Origin of the sequence: Pseudoalteromonas sp. UG3-2 (genome assembly GCF_037120705.1) — a bacterium.
In the GTDB taxonomy this organism is placed as follows: Bacteria; Pseudomonadota; Gammaproteobacteria; order Enterobacterales; family Alteromonadaceae; genus Pseudoalteromonas.
In genome coordinates, this window is record NZ_JAWLJU010000002.1 from 475,523 (window position 1) to 497,882 (window position 22,360).

Annotated in this window: 23 protein-coding genes, 4 tRNA genes and 1 pseudogene; 15 read left to right on the forward strand and 13 right to left on the reverse strand. The window is 43.0% G+C overall.

Annotated elements, in window-relative coordinates; translation table 11 throughout:
• Positions 1-66: 66 nt before the first annotated feature.
• From R3P39_RS05470 to R3P39_RS05500, 7 genes are all read left to right on the forward strand, one after another.
• Positions 67-456: a hypothetical protein gene (locus R3P39_RS05470; protein WP_336566151.1), complete on the forward strand. Its 390-nt coding sequence runs from the start codon at positions 67-69 to the stop codon at positions 454-456.
• Positions 438-1,430, forward strand: coding sequence for an NAD(P)H-quinone oxidoreductase (locus R3P39_RS05475; protein WP_336566153.1), 993 nt, complete (start codon positions 438-440; stop codon positions 1,428-1,430). The genes R3P39_RS05470 and R3P39_RS05475 overlap by 19 nt, the downstream gene beginning before the upstream one ends.
• A gap of 848 nt (positions 1,431-2,278) precedes the next feature.
• Positions 2,279-3,178, forward strand: coding sequence for a nucleotidyltransferase domain-containing protein (locus R3P39_RS05480; protein WP_336566154.1), 900 nt, complete (start codon positions 2,279-2,281; stop codon positions 3,176-3,178).
• Positions 3,178-3,810, forward strand: coding sequence for a hypothetical protein (locus R3P39_RS05485; RefSeq protein WP_336566155.1), 633 nt, complete (start codon positions 3,178-3,180; stop codon positions 3,808-3,810). Before R3P39_RS05480 ends, R3P39_RS05485 begins: the two co-directional genes overlap by 1 nt.
• 95 nt (positions 3,811-3,905) lie before the next feature.
• Entirely contained in the window at positions 3,906-4,340 is a 435-nt protein-coding gene (locus R3P39_RS05490; RefSeq protein ID WP_336566157.1) for a hypothetical protein, read from the forward strand.
• Between the two features lie 121 nt (positions 4,341-4,461).
• Complete coding sequence (locus tag R3P39_RS05495) at positions 4,462-5,841, forward strand: hypothetical protein (RefSeq protein ID WP_336566159.1); 1,380 nt, start codon at positions 4,462-4,464, stop codon at positions 5,839-5,841.
• Between the two features lie 134 nt (positions 5,842-5,975).
• Positions 5,976-6,746 (forward strand): hypothetical protein, encoded by a 771-nt coding sequence (locus tag R3P39_RS05500; RefSeq protein WP_336566160.1) that lies wholly within the window; start codon positions 5,976-5,978, stop codon positions 6,744-6,746.
• 493 nt (positions 6,747-7,239) lie between these two features.
• Here R3P39_RS05500 and R3P39_RS05505 read toward each other — a convergent pair.
• Positions 7,240-8,276: pseudogene (locus R3P39_RS05505) on the reverse strand (IS110 family transposase).
• A 186-nt stretch (positions 8,277-8,462) separates the two neighbouring features.
• Between R3P39_RS05505 and R3P39_RS05510 the strand changes: the two are divergent.
• Positions 8,463-9,245 carry a hypothetical protein gene (locus tag R3P39_RS05510; RefSeq protein WP_336566162.1) on the forward strand — a complete coding sequence of 261 codons (783 nt, stop codon included), beginning with the start codon at positions 8,463-8,465 and terminating at the stop codon, positions 9,243-9,245.
• 820 nt (positions 9,246-10,065) lie between these two features.
• Here R3P39_RS05510 and R3P39_RS05515 read toward each other — a convergent pair.
• From R3P39_RS05515 to R3P39_RS05530, 4 genes are all read right to left on the reverse strand, one after another.
• A tRNA-Val gene (locus R3P39_RS05515) sits at positions 10,066-10,142 on the reverse strand.
• A gap of 152 nt (positions 10,143-10,294) precedes the next feature.
• Positions 10,295-10,371: transfer RNA gene (locus R3P39_RS05520), tRNA-Val, on the reverse strand.
• Between the two features lie 133 nt (positions 10,372-10,504).
• Positions 10,505-11,494: a DUF3080 family protein gene (locus R3P39_RS05525; protein WP_336566164.1), complete on the reverse strand. Its 990-nt coding sequence runs from the start codon at positions 11,492-11,494 to the stop codon at positions 10,505-10,507.
• Positions 11,472-12,833, reverse strand: coding sequence for an MATE family efflux transporter (locus R3P39_RS05530; RefSeq protein WP_336566166.1), 1,362 nt, complete (start codon positions 12,831-12,833; stop codon positions 11,472-11,474). The genes R3P39_RS05525 and R3P39_RS05530 overlap by 23 nt, the downstream gene beginning before the upstream one ends.
• 137 nt (positions 12,834-12,970) lie before the next feature.
• Here R3P39_RS05530 and R3P39_RS05535 point away from each other — a divergent pair, with 137 nt between their 5' ends.
• Positions 12,971-13,612, forward strand: coding sequence for a riboflavin synthase subunit alpha (locus R3P39_RS05535; protein WP_336566167.1), 642 nt, complete (start codon positions 12,971-12,973; stop codon positions 13,610-13,612).
• 25 nt (positions 13,613-13,637) lie between these two features.
• On the opposite strand, the gene R3P39_RS05540 is transcribed toward R3P39_RS05535, so the two are convergent.
• The gene (locus R3P39_RS05540; protein ID WP_336566168.1) at positions 13,638-13,841 is read right to left on the reverse strand and encodes a CPXCG motif-containing cysteine-rich protein; all 204 of its coding nucleotides are present in this window, start codon (positions 13,839-13,841) and stop codon (positions 13,638-13,640) included.
• Positions 13,842-13,910: 69 nt separating this feature from the next.
• Entirely contained in the window at positions 13,911-14,765 is an 855-nt protein-coding gene (locus tag R3P39_RS05545; RefSeq protein WP_336566169.1) for a fructosamine kinase family protein, read from the reverse strand.
• 124 nt (positions 14,766-14,889) lie between these two features.
• Here R3P39_RS05545 and R3P39_RS05550 point away from each other — a divergent pair, with 124 nt between their 5' ends.
• On the forward strand, positions 14,890-15,582 hold the full coding sequence (locus R3P39_RS05550; protein ID WP_336566171.1) for a DUF445 domain-containing protein: 693 nt from the start codon (positions 14,890-14,892) through the stop codon (positions 15,580-15,582).
• Positions 15,583-15,623: 41 nt separating this feature from the next.
• On the opposite strand, the gene R3P39_RS05555 is transcribed toward R3P39_RS05550, so the two are convergent.
• Positions 15,624-15,965: a DUF3718 domain-containing protein gene (locus R3P39_RS05555; protein ID WP_336566172.1), complete on the reverse strand. Its 342-nt coding sequence runs from the start codon at positions 15,963-15,965 to the stop codon at positions 15,624-15,626.
• Positions 15,966-16,399: 434 nt separating this feature from the next.
• Here R3P39_RS05555 and R3P39_RS05560 point away from each other — a divergent pair, with 434 nt between their 5' ends.
• Both R3P39_RS05560 and R3P39_RS05565 read left to right on the forward strand, forming a co-directional pair.
• Entirely contained in the window at positions 16,400-17,782 is a 1,383-nt protein-coding gene (locus R3P39_RS05560; protein WP_336566173.1) for an amidohydrolase, read from the forward strand.
• A 12-nt stretch (positions 17,783-17,794) separates the two neighbouring features.
• Complete coding sequence (locus tag R3P39_RS05565) at positions 17,795-19,027, forward strand: amidohydrolase family protein (protein ID WP_336566174.1); 1,233 nt, start codon at positions 17,795-17,797, stop codon at positions 19,025-19,027.
• Positions 19,028-19,143: 116 nt separating this feature from the next.
• On the opposite strand, the gene R3P39_RS05570 is transcribed toward R3P39_RS05565, so the two are convergent.
• From R3P39_RS05570 to R3P39_RS05590, 5 genes are read right to left on the reverse strand one after another with little or no spacing between them, the layout of a single operon-like run.
• Positions 19,144-19,473, reverse strand: a complete 330-nt coding sequence (locus R3P39_RS05570) for a TusE/DsrC/DsvC family sulfur relay protein (RefSeq protein WP_336566176.1) — start codon at positions 19,471-19,473, stop codon at positions 19,144-19,146.
• Between the two features lie 8 nt (positions 19,474-19,481).
• Positions 19,482-19,736, reverse strand: coding sequence for a DsrH/TusB family sulfur metabolism protein (locus R3P39_RS05575; protein WP_336566177.1), 255 nt, complete (start codon positions 19,734-19,736; stop codon positions 19,482-19,484).
• A complete protein-coding gene (gene tusC / locus R3P39_RS05580) occupies positions 19,733-20,092 on the reverse strand; it encodes a sulfurtransferase complex subunit TusC (protein WP_336566178.1) in 360 nt (119 codons plus the stop codon). Before tusC ends, R3P39_RS05575 begins: the two co-directional genes overlap by 4 nt.
• On the reverse strand, positions 20,089-20,442 hold the full coding sequence (locus R3P39_RS05585; RefSeq protein ID WP_336566179.1) for a DsrE family protein: 354 nt from the start codon (positions 20,440-20,442) through the stop codon (positions 20,089-20,091). Before R3P39_RS05585 ends, tusC begins: the two co-directional genes overlap by 4 nt.
• Before the next feature lie 55 nt (positions 20,443-20,497).
• Entirely contained in the window at positions 20,498-21,163 is a 666-nt protein-coding gene (locus tag R3P39_RS05590) for a Bax inhibitor-1/YccA family protein (protein WP_336566180.1), read from the reverse strand.
• Between the two features lie 295 nt (positions 21,164-21,458).
• On the opposite strand from R3P39_RS05590, the gene R3P39_RS05595 reads away from it, so the two are divergent.
• From R3P39_RS05595 to R3P39_RS05605, 3 genes are all read left to right on the forward strand, one after another.
• Positions 21,459-21,549, forward strand: a tRNA-Ser gene (locus tag R3P39_RS05595).
• A 42-nt stretch (positions 21,550-21,591) separates the two neighbouring features.
• Positions 21,592-21,682 (forward strand) — tRNA-Ser (locus R3P39_RS05600).
• 222 nt (positions 21,683-21,904) lie between these two features.
• Positions 21,905-22,282, forward strand: a complete 378-nt coding sequence (locus R3P39_RS05605) for a hypothetical protein (RefSeq protein WP_336566181.1) — start codon at positions 21,905-21,907, stop codon at positions 22,280-22,282.
• Positions 22,283-22,360 lie beyond the last annotated feature (78 nt).

A 22,360-nucleotide genomic window follows, 5' to 3' on the forward strand; every position in this document is an offset into this window, starting at 1 on the left:
CTGACCAAGACCACTAATTGTGTCAAACTCACTAACCACAATTATTGATTAATAGTAAGGAAGAACATGAAATACATCATGGCACTGGGGCTGTTCATCTGCGGCAGTACGTATGCAAATCCATTATTGGGCACCTGGGAGTTTGTCGAGGGAAGTTACGCTACCGCCAATGGCGTGGTCACCGCGGCGGCACCAGAAGTGACGTCTACCAAGCTTATCACTGCTGGCCATCACAGTTACATTACTCGTAGCAATGGTCAATTTAAGTACGCCGGTGGTGGCCGCTATGAACTAAAAGACGGTAAATTTATAGAAACGTATGAGTACGGGAATGTTACCTCGTTGCTTGGCAGAACCATGGCATTTAGCTATAAAATTGAAGGCGAATTGTGGCATCATGAACTGTACGAAGATGGCGAATTTGTTGAAAAGGAAATATGGAAAAAAGTCCGCTGATCCCAGAAAAAACGCGCTATATTAGCCATGAGAGTGGCCAATTAACGCTGCAAAGCATGGCAACACCGACGTTAGCCGCATCACAGGTGTTAATTAAAGTATCGGCTTTTGGAGTCAACCGAGCTGATCTACTACAAAGAGCTGGAAAGTACCCAGCACCCAAAGGTGACAGTCCTGTGTTGGGGTTAGAAGTCGCCGGGACGGTTGTTGCTGTGGGAGATACTGCTCACCATCACTTGATAGGCAAACGCGTGTTAAGTTTAACCGCTGGTGGAGGCTATGCTGAGTATGCCGTAGCTGAACAGGCGTTGCTTATTCCAGTGCCTGAGAAGATGCCTTTATATCAAGCCGCTGGCATTGCCGAAGTAATGTTGACGGCGTTTGATGCCATAATGCGCACTGGTAAATTAGCGCCAGGGCAAGTGTTACTTTGCCATGGTGGCGCATCTGGCGTTGGTGCGGCCGCCATTCGTATTGCCAAAGCGGTGGGGGCCACGGTCGTTACGACGCAAAGCAGTGATGAAAAAGGCCAGTTTGCCCGCTCACTGGGTGCAGATCATGTGATTAATTATAAGCAGCAAGACTTTGTTACTGAGATGAAGGCGTTGGATCTGCAAGCCAATGTCATACTTGACCCTGTAGGTGGAGAGTACCTAAAGGGGAATTTGCAGGTGGCCAGCCTTGATTGTCATTGTATTATGCTAGCTATGCTGGGAGGGCGCTTTACTGAGCTGGATTTTGCCCGCTTGCTGCAAAAACGCTTTAACCTGCATGGCAGTACGTTAAGAAACCGCACGCTTGAATACAAAGCAGAGTTAGTAAAGCAGTTTTGTCAGGAGTTTGCTGAGCAACTTGCTGAGCCTCATCTTGAGATCCCCATTTATCGCCAGTTTAATTGGCAAGAAATTGAATTAGCCCATCAAGTGTTGGAGCATAATGAAAATCTTGGGAAGGTGGTGGTGAATGTGGCTTAGGGCTGGTGGATAGAGAGTAGATTAATATGTCCTCGTGACGGGTTTCTGCGCCCGTCCATGGGCGACGACTGACGCATCGATGCTGCCTTAAGTAAAGTAAGCAAAAGAAAGGGCGCTCCCAGCATTAATTTACTTTTGTGTATAAGTTTGGTTGTCCTCGTGACGGGTTTCAACGCCCGTCCGTGGGCGCCGACTGACTTTTCTTTGCCGCCCAAAGAAAAGTAAGCAAAAGAAAGGGCGCTCCCAGCATCACACCAGGAACCTCAAGTAACCAGCCAATTTTAACGTTACCAGCATGTAAGGGCCGTCCATGGCCCTGACATGCTTTTTCGCGCTTCCCTGCGCGAAATAAGTTAATTGGCTGCTGACTTGAGGGTGTGATGAGGGAGGAGGGCGTTGCTGTTTGTTGCTGCTTTAATCCGTTCATAATTTCATTGCTAAAAATTAATGACGCCTATCGCTATTTCCTACGGTGACATTACCTTCCTAGTACAGTACTGATTTATGATGGGTGACAGTGTGATAATAGTCACTCTGCCAATAGGCGACCTGAGGTAGAGCAAGTTCGGCTGTGCCAAGAGCCACAGAACCTTGCCAAAGCGTGAAAAAATAGGTTTAATGAGACTCATAAATAACGTTGTTCAGGCAGGGATTGAGTCAGGTTATAGCGTTTAGCACCAAAAAACGATTCAAGTTAAAAGTCACTCAGCAAAAGCAAATCCCCATAGCATAAACCACATCAGCCGGACACGGCGTGCAGGTAGCAGCCCAGTTCAACAAGCGATTATGCGTACTGCGTACGCATGAATACTAAAGCGTTAGTTGCCTTTCAAAGTATGGAGTAAATAATGAGCAGGGATTGGGAATCAGTTTTCACAACGTGGTCTCAAGGGCCGAGCAAAACAGAGCAAGAACGTGTAGAAAATGCAGAAAAACAAATTAGGCAAGCTATTCAGGCCAGTGAAAAGTTAAAAAGTCGAAATGTCAAAGTGTTCACACAAGGTTCTTACAGGAATAGGGTCAATGTTAGGCAGGATAGCGATGTAGATGTAGGTGTCCTCTGTACTGATACTTATTTTCCTGATTACCCCGATGAAAATGTAAAAATGGAACTTGCTAAAAGTTTCATTCCCGCAACCTACGAATATGCAACTTTTAAAAACGAACTTGAAGAAGCACTTGTAGCTAGATTTGGAAGAGCGGCTGTTACGCGTGGAAGCAAAGCATTCGATATCAAGGCTAACACATATCGTGTTGAAGCAGATGTTGCAGCATTTTTCGAGCACAGGAGATATGTAACTGCAAGTTATTATCACAAAGGTGTCGAAATGATACCTGATGATTATAAACCTCCTAGTGTTAAGAATTGGCCGGAACAACATTACCAAAATGGTGTTTCCAAAAATGACACGACTACAAGAAGATATAAAAGAGTAGTTCGTATACTAAAAAAGCTATCGAACGAAATGGCGTCAAAAGATATTCAATCTGCGAAAGACGCTCCGAGCTTTCTTATTGAGTGTTTAGTATTTAATGCCTCAACACCTTGTTTTGAATATCAAACATTTAGGCAAATGGTGAGAGCAGTGCTCGCGGAGCTATTCAATAACACGATGTCTAATGACAAATGTTCAGAATGGGGTGAGGTAAGTGAATTAAAGTACCTTTTCAGAGGGCCCCAGCCTTGGACAAGGGAAAGTGCACATCAGTTTTTAAGTGATGCTTGGGATTATATAGGTTACGAATAATGCTAACTAGACTTCATATTTCATCTTTTATTGGTCTTACAATAGCCGTTTGGTTGGTGGCTCTTTGGTTGCAAGGCATGCCTGTTCTGAGCGCTGATTTTGTGAAACCATTTGGCACCGTCGTCGGCGTTATTACTTTATTTGTAACCCTTTTTAATAAGTATATGTGGTCTTGGAAAATATTTAAGGGTTGGTATGTAAAAAGACCAGACCTTAGAGGAACTTGGAAAGTAGAACTAAGAAGCAGCTGGGTAGATCCTGAAACAAAAAAGCAAATACCGCCGATCTATGGTTATGCAGTAATTCGACAGTCTTTGACCTTTTTAAGTGTAAGGCTTATGACTAAGGAGTCACGGTCGGTTCTTGTTGCACATAGTATAGAGCAACAAGAAGATGATGACCTTTTTAAGCTGGTTGGTGTTTATCGAAACGAACCCAAAATTGAACTGCAAGGTGTACGCAGTGAAATTCATCATGGCTCTTTTGCACTTGATGTGCATGGTTCACCAGTTTATGAGTTGCAAGGTCATTATTGGACTGATCGTGGTACAAAAGGTGGCATGACTCTCAGCGATAAAGCGGAAAAACTTTATGACACATACGAGCATGCAGAACGTGAATTCAGCAACTAACAAGTTGCAGCACTTCAGCCGCTACGCGGCTCGGACCTCAATAAGCCACGCTTATTTCGTCCGGTGTGCAAAGCGTTAGGCGATAAGGAGCATCGATGTACCCAAAAGATAAATATGAATGGATAGTCATTCTCGCAGGACTAGGGTGTATATTCTTTGGTGTCGCATTGTCACTGATTAAATCAGATTGGCAATGGCTAGAAAGGTCTGGTTCTCTTGTTGTCATTATAGCCCTTTGCTTTTTTTGGCGCGACAGAGTCGATAGAGATGAAGCTTTCATTCAGAAGATGGCAGACTACGAGAAAGAGTGTAAAGAAACCCTAGAGCCGATAACTCCAAAAACTGACTTCTCAAAAACAAAGTTGGTCCTGTATTTAAACGTCGACGAAGATAAAGCCAAAGGGCGCATAGAAATACAACGCACAAGGTATACAAACATCGAGGTAGGACTTGCTGTATTGGGCACTTTTATTTGGGGTTATGGTAGCCCATTAGCATGTGCAATCTGGGGTTTTAGCAGTTGCGCCTAACAAGTCAATCAACTTCGCGCCTACGGCGCCGGGCAGCTAAAAGCGAGGCTTCGCCACAACGCTGCCGGTTATTGAGGCGTTATACAAAATTTAAAGTATGCATTAGAGGTTAGATTTATTTATGAGCATCAGAGAGCATCTAACAGCATTAGTTATTGAATTGAAATATATTCATTCCGAAGCATTTTCTTGGGGTAAAGAACATGGCTTTCCTTGTTTTGTTACAGATGATACGCATGGATACCAAATAAGCTTCACACCTAAGGCAAATGATTATCTTAGAAAGCTTGCAATAGTTATATTTGAGAACCGTGATAAGCATTTACCAAAGATCGAACTTGGAAGTTATATTAAAGTAACACAGCAGGTTGTTGCAAATATGTTTGCAGTGGGTGATTTTGATGAAAAGTATATGGCTGGTGATAAGTCAGCAATTAAAGCTCTTAAGCAACAAATTGAGCAAGTTATTTCTGAAAATGTCAAATCGTTTACACATTATTTCCCCGCTTGGACTTTAGGTGTCGAGTCCGAAACCCCATTTCAACTGGGACCAGTTCTGTTTATCAGTCGAGAACACTGGATCGATAAAGTCGATTTTCCTCAATCGGGTAAAGATAGCTATTTGGGCGAAATTGAAGCTAATAACAACTGGAAAAAATTGCTCAAAGATGCATTAAGTAGCACAAGCCATCAAAACGAAATTCTAGGCTTGGCTTCTGATGTTTACCGTGCTGTAAAAGATTGTCCCGCACTGGTAAAAGTTACTGTTAATGGTTTTGAACGAGACTATTCTCGCAAGCTTGCTCGAATAGTTGCAAAAACTGCTCTTGATTCATTGTCATTACTTTTAGGTGGGCGCTCTTCGTTTTTGCGACAAGCTATACATGAAGAGAGGTTGGGTCCTACTCGCACTCATCGTCTAATTGAAACAAATGGAAATCTTTGGCTTCCGGGATCAGGGCTAAGTGATAGGGTGAATATGATTTCTAAACCTAAGCTTGAGGAAGCCATGACGACTATTGAATCATGGGTTCCTTCTATCGCTTTCGTTTTAGATGGATTACTAAATCCAGAGCGGCACTCTTACCCTAAGCTAGTTATGCGTTGGGCTACAGGTTTAGATTGGTATGCCGAAGCATGCCGAGAGTCAAGTGATTCAGTAGCTGTTGCAAAATTAGGTGCGAGTCTAGACGTCCTTTCCAATGGTGGTAAGTATGTTGGTATTTCAGGCATGGTTTCAAGTCTCCTTGGCGTTAACGGTAGTGATATCGTCGTTAAAGGAGATAAACCTAAAACTCTAGACCAGTTAATTAAGCAAATATATGATGACGGTCGCTCAAAGGTATTACATGGAACTTATTACGACAGATTAGAGTCCCTAGAATCAGAAAGAAAATTAGCCGAAGAGATAGTTCGAATGGTACTGATATCGGCTGCTTTGTGTTTGTCTAAATATAAAGGCGATGACGATGATAAAGCATTTAGAGATATGCAACCATAAGTGACGCTGCGTCCATTTTGTACAAGAAAGCATTTAAGAGTGATTCGCAACGCTTGGCGGTTTCGCTTCGCTCAAGTATAGCCAAGCGCCGCTCACACCTTAATGCGGCGTTACATGCCTTAAGGAGGCGGAGCATGGATAGGTACAATGAAAAGTCTAGAGAAGAGGATGCAAAGTACCTTATATCTTACATAAACGATGTACTAATTCCTGCATCAGATGAGTTTTTTAGCCAGTTAAGCGATAACAAAGTCAAGCTTCACCATGTTTATTCATTTAATGCTATTTTGGCTCATGCCATTGATTATATGTTATTTATCGCTAAGAAAATGACAAACGCTACAAGAAGCACGTTCATTAAAGAATTTGACGATAGATATGCTGTTGATGGCTGCCAGCACATCAATAATAAATTCACTTTGTTGGATGCGGTGAATAATTCATTTAAACATGTTGAACTTGATAAAGGCCGCTACAAAAATCTTATAGCAAAATATGGCGAACTATCTTTCCATAGCCTTAAGTCTGAGAACGGAAAAATATTTTTCGATATGCCGGACTATAAATTTGATTATTCAAGAGTTGTTTTAAGGCCAATTGCTGCAATTTTTAACTGCGGCCTTAAAACTACAAATGATATCGATGACTTTATAAATGGACGGATATGTGGGAGCACAGGCTACGGTCATTTTGAGTATGACTATGAGCCGCATGATGCAATTGGCCGCATGATAGATGCTTGTAATCCAGAATGTATGGATTGTGGAGAAGGCGCCGATGATTGCGATTGCCCTAATTTTATATATGACGGTAATCAAGGTGAGTTCTCAGGAAATGTTGACCCAAAATTTGATTTTGACGATGCTATGTCAGACATTAGCGGTACACGAGAGTGGAGTAAGTAAATCGGCATGTAACACATATGAACCTTCTCCGGTCAAGTAAGCATAACGATTCTTATTAGCTGCTTTGAAGTAGCTAATTTGTATTGGCAACGCTTAAACCTGTTCAACTTCGTTATGTCAGTTAGCCGTTAAAATCGTTTACGGCAAACACATATTGAGGGTCACTTATTGCGATCTCATCGCTGCCTAAATCAGTCGATACAACTTATCGTTTAGGGCCACTAGACATTCATCGGTTAACCTTAATCTTGCTCTACTCAAGGGGATGGCTCTTTCGTCCAGTTAGTTAAAGGCTCAGCTAAGGTGTAAACGATTCAATTCATTGCTTAAATAAATGCGCACCAATGGGGTGTCTAATCAAGGCGAAATAGCTTATTACTTCGACAACACTTACCTGTAGAACACAGCTTTTGCTGACAAAAACACAAATAATACGCGGTTGTTCATGCCTATCAAGTTAGATGTATAGCTCACCCCATTGTGCGACTTAGCTTTATAAAAATCGTTCATCGTCGAGTACCGTTTTGTTCTTCAACATAAAATAAACACAACGACCGAGCTTATGAGCGAGCACTGAAAGTGCTTTGGCTTTGCTCATGCGCTTTTGTAATTTGTTTAAGTAGCACCGAGCTTTGTCGTTTCCATGTAAATAAAGCACAGCGGCTTCACTGAATGCCCACTTTAAGTGACCATTTCCAATTTTATTACCGCTGGTGCCATAGGTTTTGCCAGCAGATTCTGCTTTGCACTTAACGAGTCGACAATAAGATGCGAACTTTTGTACAGACTCGAAGCGATTAATATCACCAATTTCATAAAAATAGTCATTGCTAGAATAAGGCCAATACCTGGTATGGTGCGCAGTTGCGCGTAATAGTTTGGTTGATGCTTTTTAGCTTTACTCTCTAAATAATATTCAAGCTTTTTAAGTACTTCTGCATAAGCATCGAGAATGGCTAAGTCAAAGTTAACATTGCTTTGAACGGCTTGGTCGTCAAATCGCGTTTGGAATTCTTGTCGAACACATTTGTTTTTCATGTGTAATTCGAGCGGAGGGTAGTTGTATTGACTATTAGTGTTAACAATATGCGCCTTTAATTGTGCGCCATGTTGAACCAGTCGCGTGCGCCTACGAAGTAAATCGCGTGTTGAACGCATATTAGCAGGGTAATTGTAAGCCAGCGGAAAGTTACCACCGCGCAATAGACTAGCGATTTTATAAGAATCAATCTTGTCGTTTTTGGCTTTACCACCGTGAATGGCTTTCATATAAAGCGCATGACCAAGCACAAAATTTAAATTATGTTCAGCACATAAATCACTCACCCAGTACCAACAATGCATGCATTCAACACCGATAACGATATCTTCGAGATAGGGCGAAATCAGTTTAAGTAATTCATGTTTATCAGCTTTTATTTTCTGGTGAACAACTTTATTGCTACGTTCATCAAGAATGCAAACGTATAAAATGCGTGCATGAAGGTCAATTCCACAATAATATTTATGAAAAGTAGTATAGAATTTCATTGAGCTTTCTCCTTTGGGTTTCGTCGCCTTGAAGTTTAGCTGTTCGCTAAACTTCGGGGAGAAGGTTCAATAAGTATCAAGTTACTTAAAAGGACGCAAAACGCTTGGCTTGTGCTCCTTCGTCGCTAATTTTAGCCAAGCATTTATGCGCCCATTAGTAAGGCGTTAGGCTTCTAGGGGGACATATTGGATAAAGAGGAATATTTTCCAGCTGCAGAGGACGGAAAAGACAAAATACATAGGATCATTAGAGCTGCCATCGGTATGTCACCTATAGCTAGTGGTGCAATACTTGAAGGGTTCAATTTGTTATGGAAGCCTCCAGCGGAGTCTCGAGCCGAAAAATGGATGACCGATGTTATTGAAGCCCTTAATCAACTAGCCGATAGACAAAATGATATTGAGTCATTGATTGTTGGGGAAGAGTTTCAAAGTCTCTTGATTTCTGCAAATCAATTGATATTAAAGCACCATCAACCTGAAAAAATTCAGTATTTCAAAAATGCAGTAATTAATGGCATTACTAATCATTCTCTTATGTTCGACAAAAAAGTAACCTTCTTATCACTTATTGACGAACTGACAGTTTCACACATAAAAGTATTGCGTCTATTAGCTGACGGTATTTTATGGGGTGTTGATAAAGAAACCACAGAGTCAAGATACCCATATTTTGTAGCAAAAAAATTGTTTGAATTGTCACCGGACCTTTTTGAAGAGCATCTGTTTGTTGAGAAAATGGTTCAAGATTTGTCTCAACACAAGTTATTCCATGACATACAGTTAGTTCGAGCTCAAGGAGTGGACGTAGTTCGAATGGGAAGTATTACTAATACAGATGTTGGCATCACTGGGTTTGAAATTCCTTTTTCTGAGTTACCTGACAAAAAGTTTGTATATCAAACACGTTTAAATGGCTTTGGTATTGAATTTCTCAACTATATAACTGAAATAAACGTTGAAAAATAAGCCTAACAAACTGTTCAAGAGTGATTCGCAACGCGTGGCATTTTCACTATGCGTTGCGTTTGGTGTTTAAGCTGGTATACGGCGGCTTTGGTATTGCGTTGCTCACACCTTAACAGGGCGTTAGAAGTATCAGAAGGTATGTAAGTGTCGTACTACAACCCCACAATCCTCAAGACAGCCACTAAAGTATCTTTTCTTCATATTTCGTGGTTAGTTGCACTAATAGGGATTCCAATTGTGTTTTTCCGTGATGGACTCGACTTACTGGAGAAATCTCTGCTATTCACCGGGTTGCTATTATTCTTTTGGTTAGTCTATTTGTTATGCTGTATAGCCTTCCATCGATTAAGTCTTAGAGATGAGAAAACCGTTTCGCCTATTTATCAAAAAATGATTTAGAAAAAGGGAAAGAAGTCGGAACTCATTTAGAAGGCTGGTAAGTATGACACTTCTAACAAACGACCCATGAAGCTACATCCCATCGGCGTCCTGCCTCAACCTCGATTAACTGCGAAGCGTTGCTTCGGTTTAATCTCGCCCAACTGAGGTAAGGTTTTTAGTGATGTTATTTTAGGGAATAAGAGAATTGGTACGACCGAGTGGATTCGAACCACCGACCCTTGGAGCGGGTGTATAAAGAGTATGTAGTGCTTTAATCAACTGAGCTACGGTATTTGAAATCAGGGCAAGTGTTTATTAAGGATTGGTACGACCGAGTAGATACGAACTATAGACCCTTGGCACGGGTGTATAAAGAGTAGGTAGTGCTTTAATCAACTGAGCTACATTATTTGAAATCAGGGCAAGGGTTAATAAGGATTGGTACGACCGAGTGGATTCGAACCACCGACCCCTACCATGTCAAGGTAGTGCTCTAACCAACTGAGCTACGGTCGTACAATAGAGTTTTTTCGTGCTGCTAATTCATCCTGAAGCTACATCCCATCGGCGTCCTGCCTCAACCTCGATTAACTGCGAAGCGGTGCTTCGGTTTAATCTCGCCCAACTGAGCTACGGTCGTACAATATACGAGATGTATTAAAGAGAATTGGTACGACCGAGTGGATTCGAACCACCGACCCCTACCATGTCAAGGTAGTGCTCTAACCAACTGAGCTACGGTCGTACAATCGTCACAAGCTTATTTATGAAATTAAACAATATAACTTCATCCCTTGCAACGCGTTGTAATATATAGTGAGTCCGTTATGGGATCAAGCAGCTTTAGCTAATTTTTTGATTGTTTGCCTTTTTTTTGCTCATAACGGAGTTATTTCACACAGCTTATAGAATTTTTGCCACCAAGTAACATGCGCTTTGGCTGATTGCTTTAACTCATTTAAGTGTTTTGCTGGTGCAATAGGTGGCGTTACGCCTTGTTCGTGGTAGAGCTGGGCTATTGGCAACCAAGCCTTCTCAACTTCAGCCAGTAAATTGGTTAAGCTAGCTTGATAGGGTTGCAGTTGTTTTAGATAAAACTTACTAAACACATTGTTTAATATTTCTGCGCGTTCACGATTGCCCTGTGGCTGGCAGAGTGTTTGCTCAAGCTCTACTTGCTCAAGCATGGCGGTGGTAGTGCGATTGTACTGGCTTTGTTTTCTTACGCTGCTTAATAAGCTTGGTATGTAGCGCTGCGATAGCACTTCCAGTGCCGGGGTCAGCGCTTCTGGGTCGAGTTTTTGCGGTTCTTTGAGGTGACTGGCCATTTCAGCTAATTGTTCGATTGCTTCTAAGGTTTTGCCGTGTAATGACACATTATCGATTGGTACTTCATCGCGCGTCAGCACCCCGAGCACTTGCAGTTCCCGCTCAAATGACATCATATGCATAAAATAGTGTGGCAGTTGTGCTGTTTTTTCCGCAACAGCCGTGGTGAGGGCAGCGGCTACCTTTTCACTGGTTTTAGGATGCTCGGCACAAGCAGGCGCCAGCTGAATAAAGCGAATATGATATTTTAAGCGCTCACTAGGATAACTGACTTTGCCGAGTTGGTTATTATGCTGGGCGATTAAATTCGTCACTTTACAATGCCCCAGGCTGGCAATATCCAACACCGAAATGGTGATGTCACTCTCGGGGAGTGGCACCTTTTCAAGTGTTGGGTTACTTAAGTTGGCGCTAGGCTGGTGTTCAAGCTCCAGGGTGTTAGCCAATCGCTGTTGGTATTCTTGGTTAAGCTCGCTGGGTTTCTCACTGCAGCCCAGCGCCAGCAGGCAAAATAAACTAGTTAACAGTTGTTTGTTCAAGTTCAAACCTCATTCGTCTTTTTACACAGGTAACGAGCAGAATGGCGGCGGTACTAAGACCAATAATAATACCTATCCAGAACCCTTCTGGGCCCATGGCTTTAACAATGTAGTCGGTTTTAGCGAGCACATAGCCCAAACTAAAGCCAATAAGCCAGTATGAAATAAACGTCACCCAGGTTATCGGTGTGGTATATTTTAACCCCCGCAATACCCCGTTGGCTGATACTTGCAAGGCATCGGGGAGTTGGTACAAACAGGCCAAAACCATAATGCTCGTTGCCAATGCCGCAACCTCAGTATTATTGGTATACAACCAGACAATCTGATCTCTAGTTAGATACGTAAGCAAAGCCACAAAGAGTGCAATGATAACAGCAAGAATAAATGCGGTTTTAATGGACAACTGCAACTGCGACATGGCCCGTTGCCCTGATAAGTTACCAATGCGAATGGCAATGGCCATAGACAGCGACAAAGGCATCATAAATAACATGGTGGTGACACTGGCTGCAATTTGGTGCCCAGATACGGCTATCGAACCTAAATCCGCAATAAATAAAGGAATACAGGCAAACAAAGTCACCTCAAAAAAGGTGGCTAAGGCGATAGGCAGTCCTAACGTGCAAATATATTTCATCATTTTGGCACTGGGGGCAGCGAATTGGCTGAGTAAGGCTTTGCCATCGACGTTTTTGCTCCGCAAACTATACAGCCATTGCGCTATCGCCATACTCCAAAGCACGATGGAGGTCGCAAGCCCACATCCGGCACTGCCAAGGGCTGGCGCGCCAAATTTGCCATAAATAAAAATATAGTTGGCGATGATATTGATAAATAAGCCAATAACGCTGATATAAAAAGCCGGTTTAGTAAAGCCAATGCCTTCAATTAGGTTGCGGTACACTGAAAAAAGTAAAAACCCTAACAAGCCCCACTTAACAAAATCGATATAGCCTTGTGCTAGGGACTGAACGGGCTCACTCGCCCCGATGTTGGCAAAAATAGAGCCGGTGAAGTTCGCCAAAATAAGGCCCAACGAAAACAGCAGCAGCGCAAGATACAGGCTCTGCTGAAAATACTGTTTAATGGCAGGTTGGTCATTGGCGCCATGGCAATGGGCCACAATACTGGTTAACGCTAATAGAATACCTTGCAAACTGAAAATAAGCGGGTTCCAAACCCCGGTGGCAATCGACAGTGCGGCCAAGTCTTCGGCACTTACTTGTCCAGCCATCATGGTATCGACCACGGTCATTAACACCAGTGTCACTTGAGCAAAAAATACGGGGGCGGCCAGTTGCAATAAGCGCCTCGCTTCCCAAACTGAAAAATTCATCTAACACGACTACTTAAGACATAATAGTTGCATTCTATTCTTGGCTGGTGCTAGAAGCAAAGCGATAAGTCAAAGTGCAGTACAACTTTTAGTGGTTATTCGCTACAATTGCGACATTGTAATAAAAGAGAATCTGTATGTTTACTGGAATTGTGCAAACTAAGGCGACGGTGGTATCGGCAAATCGTCATGACGACTTACTAAGGTTGGTCATTTCCGTGGCTGACGAGTTCTTAGATAAACTGACGCTCGGAGCGAGCATTGCCATCAATGGCTGTTGTTTGACCGTGGTTCATTTTGAGCAAAGCGAAAACGATGTGGTCGGGCAGGTGAGCTTTGATGTCATTGATGAAACCCTAGCGTTAACCAATTTAGGTGAACTATCAGCAGGCAGCCAAGTCAATTTCGAACGTTCAATGACTTTTGGTACTGAGCTTGGTGGCCATATCATCTCGGGCCATATTCAAACCGTTGGCGACATTGCCGAGATTGTTCGCCATGCCGGCAATCTGAAAATGCGCATTTGTGTGCCTGAGCAATGGTCAAAATTTATCATGTACAAAGGCTTTATCGCCATTAATGGCGCCAGTTTAACGGTGGGCGAGGTCGAGCCGGGGAGTTTTTGGTTGCATTTGATCCCAGAAACCTTAAAGCTGACGAACTTAGGGGATGCTAAAGTAGGCGACAAGCTGAATATTGAAATTGATCAGCAAACCTACACCATTATCAATACCGTTGAAAGCTACATGAAAAGGCAAACATTGCAACACCACTCATAATTTGCCTTTGCCAAAAATGGGCAGGTTAAAAAACCTGCTCATCATCGCTATCTACATGTAACTCTACTTTGTTGTGTAAATGATCCAAGTGCATATTTAGGTGGATCGGATTGCAACAAGCAGAGCAATCTTCATAATAATCCTGATCGCCGCTACTGGCATCCAAATTAACAAAAATATGATGCCCGCAGTGTGGGCAAGTAATGCGTTGTTGATACAGTTCTTTCATTGTTCCTCCCAGCTATTTGGCCGGATATCTACCTTTAAATTGTAGTCGAAAATGAAAGAAATATGGCAGTTATTTTAAGATCCGCTGCACTTGCTCAGAGGCTTGGTTAATGTACTTACCGGCGAACAAATTGGCTTGCACCAAAAGTGGATAAAGCTGATACAGCTCTAGCCTGGCATCAGCATGTTCATTGAGCGGATAGACTTCATTATAGCCTTGATAAAATGCTTGTGGTAATGGCGCAAACAAAGAAGCCATCGCAATATCTACCTCGCGATCGCCGTAATAACAGGCGGGTGAAAACAGCACTGGCTTGCCACTACTAAAGCCAATGTTACCGTGCCAGAAGTTGCCATGAACTAAAGAGGGTTTGGCATGGTGTGGTAAAAGTGGTTTGATCTGCTCGACAAAACGGTCGATGTTGGTTAACACGATGCCTTTTTCCGCAAGCAGCTGCAACTGCCAGCCGATGCGTTCCTCGGCAAAGAAGATTTCCCATTTTTTATGCCATTGATTGGGTTGTGGCAATTCATGAATGTAGTTGTCTTCCTCGAGGCCAAACATCTCTTGTTCATGACGTTGGTGCATTTTGGCCAAACTGGCTCCGCAGTTGGTCCAGTTTTCATTACGATGGTCAAGCTCAAGCCATTCTAGTACGATAAAGCAAAACTCAATACTTGCCCCAAGAGTGATAGTATCTGCAATGAGAAAGTCTGAATCACGGATGAGCTTAGTGCGATTAGCTGATTCACACTCAAAGCGTTCTAGCGCTTGAACAGGTGCAACCTTGACTAAAAACCGATGGTTGTTATCGGCTATCTTGTAAAGCTTTTTGGAACCGAAGCTCTTAATGGTTTGTTTTTCAGTGAATTCAAACGAAGTATGCAAGGATTCAGAAATTTGTTGGTTGACTTTATTCCACATAAGTTAATTCCAACTCATTCACATACTCTAAAATATGGTCGAAATTCTCAATATCACAACTACTTGAGCCGTTTTTACAAAAAAAATAAAATACTGGCCAACATAAAGCATAAAAGGAACCACATTGAATAAGAACATCATCACCAATTGCATCGCGCTGTTGCTGACCGCATTAGGTTATTTCCTCGATAATGCCATAGTGTTATCTATTGGCCTATTTGCAGTGTCAGGGGCAATGACGAACTGGCTTGCTGTGCACATGCTGTTTGAGCGTGTTCCTTTCCTCTATGGTTCAGGGATCATTACGTTAAAATTTGCCTCTTTTAAACAATCTATCCGCACGCTTATTCTCACTGAGTTCTTTAGCAAAGAGAAGCTTGAGCGCTTTTTAGACACCAAACAACCTAAGTTTGACTTAGCGCCTATAGCTAACCAGGTTGATTTAAACCCAGCCTTTGACCGATTGTTACAGGTGATTGAAGCCTCGCAGTTTGGCTCTATGCTGCAAATGTTTGGTGGCCGAGAAGCGGTGCAACCGTTACGCGAACCTTTTATCGCTAAAATGCGTGATGCATTAATTGAAATCGGGGAGCAACCGCAGTTCGAGCATGCCGTGAACGAGGCCATCAGTAACGGCCTACTTGGAGATGATATTCATACCACCATTGAAACGGCCGTTGATGAAAGGCTTGACGAATTAACTCCCGAGATGGTGAAAGAAATCGTGCAACAGATGATTAAAACCCACTTAGGTTGGTTAGTGGTCTGGGGTGGGGTGTTCGGAGGCTTGTTTGGATTAGTTGCCGCCGTGATCTAATACATAAAGGTGCAGGGGTAAACAGCCCCTGCAGCATCACTTTATTTCGAACCCGAAATCACCAAAGTACTGCTAGGTAACATAGCAATATCTTGAATACTGGTCTTAGTATTAGTAACACCTAAATATTCAGCTGATTGAGCAAAACCATAGCGAGCAGCAAACTTAGCAACTGGAATATCATTACAGTGCAGCTTTTCTTTAACTTCCCGTTTATTCAAGTGTGTTTCTCTTAGCGTGTTTAAGAGGTGTACTTTATTGTCTTTGACCACCGACATGCACACTTGGGTCGCTCTACTGTTATCCGCGGCAACAAAATCCGCAGCAGAAACAGAACCGACGAACGCAATAGAAGATACAAATAAGATGTTTAACAGTTTCATGATTAGCTCCTTGGCTATCTTTAAGACACATCTTAAGTATTAACAACTTCCAGAGATAAAGCTGTAAGATAAGCAATGCCAGGTGTAAAAGAGTATTACAATGTTTCGAAGGTAATGTAGGTTAATGATATAGCAGTAGTTTTTCACTTGATTTTGCAATGTTTAAGGAAAAAAAGTTTGCCTAAAAACGCGCGTTAACATGCTATTTTCAGTAATTGTTCGCCATTAACTAATTTTCTACGCAGAGGCAACTGGGTGTGTCAAAGTGTGTCAAACGTGACGCTTTTTTACCTATGTCTGTGTCTTCAGCAATTTTTCTGAGTTTCGTTATACTTACCCTGCATTCATCGTAATTACTTGTCACCAAAGTGGTTAAACACGTAAAGTAATGGCGAGTCAAACAAAGTCACGAAAAACAAATAGAGATGACAATAATGGTAAAATTCGCTCCTTCCATAGTCGTTGCCGCCGTGGCCGCAGCGCTTCTGGGTTGTCAAGACAATGGCCCAGCAAAAGAAAAAGTGTCCATAGAAAAAAATCCTTACCCTAGCACCTACACCCCAGTTCCTGCAAAATCAACCTTGATCCGCAATGCCACCGTGTTAACCGGCACCGGTGAAAAGCTAGAGCAGGGCGATGTGTATATGGTGGATGGCAAGATCCAACAAGTAGGTAAAGACTTAACGGTTGATGCTGATGTCACCATTGATGCCGAAGGTAAATGGGTAACTCCGGGGATTATTGATGTGCACTCTCACTTAGGTGCTTATCCAAGTCCAAGTGTTGAATCGCATAGCGATGGTAATGAGATGGTGAACCCAAATACATCGCAAGTATGGGTTGAGCACTCAGTATGGCCTCAAGACCCTGGATTCAATCGAGCGCGCGAAGGCGGGATCACCACACTGCAAATCTTACCCGGCTCTGCCAACCTGTTTGGTGGTCGTGGTGTAACGCTGAAAAACGTTCCTTCACCCACCATGCAAGGTATGAAATTTCCTGAAGCGCCTTATGGTTTGAAAATGGCGTGTGGTGAAAACCCCAAACGCGTTTACGGCTCAAAGGGTGTCGCGCCTTATACTCGAATGGGTAACATGGCCGGTTACCGTGAAGCGTGGGCAGAAGCAACCGAATACAAACGTGCTTGGGAACAGTATGAAGCCGAGTACGCAGCAGGTCTAAACCCAGATGCACCATCACGTGATATTAAGTTTGATACCTTGCGTGGCGTATTAGATGGTGAAATCCTCATTCATAACCACTGCTACAAAGCAGAAGAAATGGCAATGATGATTGACCTATCTAAAGAGTTTGGTTATCACGCCGGTACTTTCCACCATGGTATTGAAGCCTATAAAGTCGCCGATCTATTAGCCGAAAATGGCAACTGTGCGGCACTTTGGCCAGATTGGTGGGGCTTTAAAATGGAAGCCTACGACATGGTGCAAGAGAACGTTGCCATTGTCGATGCGGTGAAAAACTCTTGTGCAGTGGTGCACTCGGATTCCGACACCACGATTCAACGCCTAAATCACGAGGCTGCTAAAGTGATGTATACCGCCAATCAGTCTGGCTTTGATATCAACGAAGCTCACGCGATTAAGTGGATCACAGCAAACGCTGCGAAGTCACTGGGCGTAGACGATAAAACGGGCTCTTTAGAGCAGGGTAAACAGGCAGATGTTGTGATTTGGAATAGCAATCCTTTCAGTGTCTATTCACAGGCTGAGCAGGTATTTATTGATGGTGGTAAAGTGTACGACCGCGATGACGAAAAATACCAAGCTGTTAGCGATTTTATGTTAGGCCAAAAGTAAGGAGTTGATGAGATGAAAACCATGAAACTAACCATGATTGCCAGCGCTTTGTTGTCAAGCTCAGCAGCTCTTGCTCAGATCACTGCGATCACTAACGCTACCATTCACACCGCTTCAGATAAGGGCGTGCTTGAAGGCGCGACTGTGGTTATTGAAGATGGCAAGATAAAAGCCATTAACCCTGAAAACGTTTCTGCAGATACAACCATCGATGGCAGTGGCAAAGTTATCACTCCAGGGTTTATCGGCACGATGAACCAACTTGGCTTGGTGGAAGTAGGAGCGGTTGCCGCTTCTCGTGATGCCGGAGATGATGACGCGGGTGTTGATTTCGATACCAGCTCAGCGTTTAACCCACGTAGTAGCCTGATCGCCTATGCTCGCAAAGGTGGCATCACACAAAATCTAGTTACGCCTTGGGGCGGTAAAAGTGAATTTGCTGGTCTAGGTTTTGTCGCTGACCTATCAGGAGACTTTGGTAGTGTTACTGATAAGCACACTGCGTTGGTGGTTAAGTTAGGCGCCAAGAGCAAAGGTTCTAGAGCCAAAGCCCTTGATAACGTAGTAAATAAACTCACTGCGCATCAGCAAAAGCTAGACAAAGCCGAAGACAAAGAGAAAGACAGCAAACCTAGCAACGAAGAACAAGTACTAAGCGCGGTTCTAGCTGGTGAAATGCCTGTTGTTGTGTGGGTGTCTCGCGCTTCAGACATTCTAGAAGTGATTAAATTAAAGCAGCAATTTGGCCTTGATTTAATTATTGCCGGTGCTGACGATGCTGTGGTTGTTGCCGATGAATTGGCTGCGGCCGAAGTTCCTGTGATCATCAGTGCCGTGTCTAACCTACCTACAAGCTTTGACTCTTTGCATGCACATTTAGAGAATGCAGGAAAGTTAGAAGCCGCTGGGGTTAACGTCATCTTGTCAATTGGTGGTGATGCCAGTCACAACCTCTATCAACTGCGCTTTGATGCGGGTATTGCGGTTGCAAACGGCATGAGCTATGAAGGTGCAATCAAAGCCATTACAGCAACACCAGCAAAAGTATTTGGCATTGATGGTGGTGTAATTGCCGCCGGTAAGCGTGCTGATCTAGTGATGTGGAGTGCAGATCCGTTTGAGTACAGCACCAGCATTGATAAAATTTGGATTGAAGGTGAAGAAGTGACGACGGAATCACGTCATGACAAGCTCAGAGAGCGTTATACCACTGACTCTGATATGCCAAGAGCATACACTAAATAATAGTGACAAATGAAACAGCAAAAAGGCCTCTTTAGAGGCCTTTTTATTACCCAAAACGATGTTAAAAATCGCTTTTAATCAGTCTTAAAGTAACTGGTTAAGGTAACCCGCTACGGTTAAATGCATTTTGCCGGCTTGGGTAAGCCAGCGATTTTCGTTGCTTGTTTTGCCGGCCCTTTCGGAAACAACTTGTACAAGTAAATGCTGTTTCCTTTGTCTTCACCCAATGCCTTTGCCATAGCCTTTACCAACATGCGTATGGCTGGGCTGGTGTTGTATTCTAAGTAAAAGTTTCTAACAAACTCTATCACTTCCCAATGGGCTTCACTGAGTTCAATGTTTTCTTGCTCGGCAATAATAGGGGCTAACTCTCTAGACCATAAGGTATAGTCTAATAAGTAGCCTTGTTTGTCGGTTTCAATGGTTTCACCGTTTAGTTCTAGCATTGTAGTCATTACCAAGTTATTACGTTATTACAGTGGCAGCTCAACTCGACCCATTGGCTGTCGTCGATGAGTTCGAGTGTTGTTTGGCTATCCAGTCCGCGAGCTTGTGCGCATGTCTCTAACATCACGATTTTAGCAGGCTGTTGGCCGATGATTTGCTCAGTAAAACAACCGTCATCACACAATACAATAACGTCGTCTTTAGCGCAGTATTGTAACGCCTGAGCGGCGGCAGTAGAGCTGATAATATGAAGTGTACTCATAGTGTCACCACCATGTCTTGCTTGGCGATAAGAGAGCGAATAGCATCGCTTTCCAAGGCAATGACAGGAATACTTAAATTGCCACTGTCGAGGTTAAATCGAGCCAGAGCTTCGGCACAGACATAGACATTTTCAACGTCGTATATCTCAAGCGTTTTAAGCTGCTTGAAGCTGTCTTTTAAACCCAACATACTAGGGTTCAACTTAGCGTCTAATGCCAATACGGCGTGTTGGGTAAAAAGCCAGCTCACTTCTTGATCAATGGCGGCATAAATTAATGCCATGTCTAAGGCTTCTTTAATAGCAGCATGATCAAACGGACTTTTATTTGAAATAATTAATACATTACCACTCATTTAAATTGCACCCATTTATCCGCCGCAGCCGAGAGCATGGCGAACTCAGCCAGTCCAGCCACCTTAAAGGGGGCAGTGTCTTGGGTATCAAGGCCACGTTTTTCTGCGGCAGTAACACATAACAATAATGGAATTTCCAAGTCGGCAAAACGTGCCCAAATTGCCTGTGTCTGCAGCTCGTCAGCCGCTTGAGCAATTTTATTACTGGCATGGTAAACGCCATCTTGATAAAGAAAGATACAACTGATCTGATGGTTTGCAGATAGCGCGGCTTCAACGTAGCGTTCTAATAAGGTTAACTTAGATTGCGCTGTGACGCCAAAGTGAACCGATAAAGCGATTTGACTCAAACTATACTCATAAAAAAAGCCCCAATGTGGGGCTTATTTTATCAGAATTTATTACTTAGTCATCCGACGCGCCCAAAAGAGCAAGGATACTGGTGAATAAATTATAAATGCTAAGGTACAAACTTACCGTAGCCATTACATAGTTGGTTTCACCGCCATTGATGATACGGCTAGTGTCATACAAAATGAAACCAGACATAATAAGTACTACTGCAGCATTAATCGCCATAAATGCGATGCTGCTGCCAATGAACAAGTTCACTAAGCTAGAGATAATCACTACGATTAGGCCAACCGTTAAAAAGCCACCCATAAATGAGAAGTCTTTTTTGGTGGTTAGGGCATACGCTGATAAGCCAAAGAAAATCAGCGCAGTCGTGCCTAAAGCCTGGGCAATAAGCATGGCGCCATTTGGCATTGCCGCGTAGTAGTTCAGCATTGGGCCTAAGCCAAAACCTAATAGACCGGTAAACAGAAATACCAAGCCAATAGCAGAAGATGAGTTTGCTTTCTTACCGATAACAAACAATAAACCGAAAGCAACCAATGAACAGACGATACCAGTGAAAGGTGGTAGGGTCATTGTCATTGAAATTGCCGCTGTAACTGCACTAAACGCCAATGTCATGGCAAGAAGGAAATAAGTGTTTTTCAACACTTTATTCGTTTCTACCGTCGACATCATTGGTTTTGCAGTATTGTATGAATGATTGAATGCCATGATTCAAGCTCCTTAGTCGAACATACTGTTCCCAAAAATAACTAGAACTAGAGTATCAATAGTTATATGTTGGGGCAATGATTTGTGGATCAATATTCTCTTAGCTATTTAATTTGAATAGTAAAAATCTAATTACTCTGACCTGTTTGCGCGACAAAGGTTCGAGTAATTTAAGCAAACAGTGACAACCTTGGCTAGATTCTGTGCCGATCAGTCGTTTTTTATGCAAACGATCAAAAATTTGCAAAAAAAGCTTCACAACTGAAATTGGATTCTCTATTATTCGCCCCGCTGCGGAGAGATGGCTGAGTGGTTGAAAGCACCGGTCTTGAAAACCGGCATACGTTAATAGCGTATCTAGGGTTCAAATCCCTATCTCTCCGCCACCTAATTTTTAAATCATGCAGACATGCGTGGTTTCAGGTTTTGGAGAGATGGCTGAGTGGTTGAAAGCACCGGTCTTGAAAACCGGCATACGTTAATAGCGTATCTAGGGTTCAAATCCCTATCTCTCCGCCATATTAAAGGCCCTCGTATTCGAGGGCCTTTTTTGTTTGTGGCGCAAAAGGTATTGGTTACTTGCTACGGCGATTTTAGCTAAGTGCGAAACTAACGTTAGCGACTTACCGTAGTGCTGAGGTATAAGACCAAAGTCGGCTACAGAGATAAGCCAAGATAGACAATACTCATTTTTACAAACGGTAACCGTTTACCGTGTGAGTTAACGTTGGAGTATTGGCAATGAAAAGTGTTGGTAAAGGGGTCGGGTTTTCACTCTTAGCCCCATTAATCGTCGGTGGCGTGCTTGGGGTATACTACAGCATTAGCCTAAACAGCAGTGAAGTGTTTTTTAACTTATTGCTCAGTGCCATTTCGAATGCTTATATTGTGGGCTTAGCGATGGCTTTGTTTGTGGTTCCGGGCTACATCTTCATGTTTAAGCGTGGCAAGGTACAGTACGGTGGCATTCTCACCTTAGGTCTGCTCGGTGGTGCGATTTTCAGTTATGTTTTTGCCGCGCAATCAGGCATGGGTTTTATTGTTAATGCCGTGATGTCCATGATTGCAGCAGGGCTATTCCTGTTTGGTTTACGCCGAGGTAATACTCAAGTTGCCTGAATATTGAGCGTACACTCATAGTTTTACAGATAATTAATACTTTTTCAGCCGAAAAGGTTTTAATTGCCGCGCTGAAAG